The 1,383-nt window shown below is 54.8% G+C and carries 1 protein-coding gene; it reads right to left on the reverse strand.

Annotated features, from left to right (window positions below; genetic code table 11):
- Positions 1-12 precede the first annotated feature (12 nt).
- A partial coding sequence (locus tag AC3WOS_RS28515; protein WP_492720700.1) for a hypothetical protein occupies positions 13-1,383 on the reverse strand: 1,371 nt, incomplete at its 5' end.

The following is a 1,383-nucleotide window of genomic DNA, read 5'->3' on the forward strand; positions in this document are numbered from 1 at the left end:
GCCGCCCTCCGTCTATGAACGGGAAATGGCAACACGTGAACCTATCGTTGTGTCCGAATTTACTTGACCACCGCAAATAGACTGGTTGATTGCTGCAGCGGTATTATCCCCCACTGCTTTTTCAACTCTACCTGATCCTGTAATCCAACTCACCGATCCCTGCACACCATCGGCAGTCTTACCGAGTACCGAAGCCCCGGTCTTAGCATCTGCCCCCACAAATTTATACTCAATAACCACAAAATCTACTCCCGGACGGTTTACCTTGTACAGGTCGTCCAGGCCCGTTTCACCGACGCCCGGAACACGCGCCAACTTCTGCCCATCGGGAATGATCTGTTTAACGGTACTTTCACCGAACAATTCACCCATTGCGCCTTTTTGATTGGCGGTCAATTTTGACAGGTCCAGCAGGGAATTTCCACTCGCATCATATATCCCACCGCTCTTGCGCAGTGCCTCTGTAGCCATCTGCTCGAGCGCGCCATCCAGTTTTCTACCTACCGCATTGGCTGCAGCCTCGCTCATGCCCACCGTTGCTTTGGCGGTACTCGCTGCGCCGGTCGTGGCGGCGATGATCCGAATCGCCAGCAGTGCCTGTTGCACTCCCCTTACATCGGTGCCATATATGGCGTTGAGCTTGTCGCTGAGATCCTTGTTCAACGCAACCGCGGCACCTTCACCAATAGCGCCGCCTGTCTCCTTGAAACCGTCGACCACACTCTGCGGTAGCCCTTTCACCGCATTCCAAACCGCATCGACCGCCAGACTAGGATTTTCCTTAATGAGCTTGGCTAGATCGATGGCCCCGTTCTTGATGTCCAGCCCCGAGTCCTTGGCTTCCTTCAGCAGCCCAGTGGTCAGACTACGGCTGATGCCACTTTGCGCAAACGCCTTGTAGAACCCCGGATTTGCGGTGTCGGCAAACATCTCCGGACGGAATAATTGCTGTCCGCTGGTCGTGAACAACTGTTGCTTGGCGCCGAGATCATTTACAAACGTTTGCCCACTATTATTCAAGAATTCCTTGGCTTTCGTATCATCGCCGTCACTGAGTTCAGCGCGCCATAAATAGTCCACGTTCTTCAGGGCTTGCTGGGTCAGTCGTTCCGTCGCCTCTTTTTCACTGATGTGCTCTTGCTTCGCGAATCCTTTTGCCTTGTCCCGTATCCACTTCTCTTCCGTTGGATGCAATTGTCGGTTATTCAGGTCGGTATTGAACGCGGTGCCGGCTCCACCTGCCCCACCAGCCGCTACACCAATGGCAGCGGCGCTTGCCGCTCCCAACGCCTGCTGCACAGGAGCAGGCAAGTGCATTTCCTCGATTAAATTGCCGATCTTAGGCATCAGGTCGGCACTGAGCCCCGCCCCGATAGCGCCGGA

It is taken from the genome of Rugamonas sp. FW305-51 (assembly GCF_058786935.1).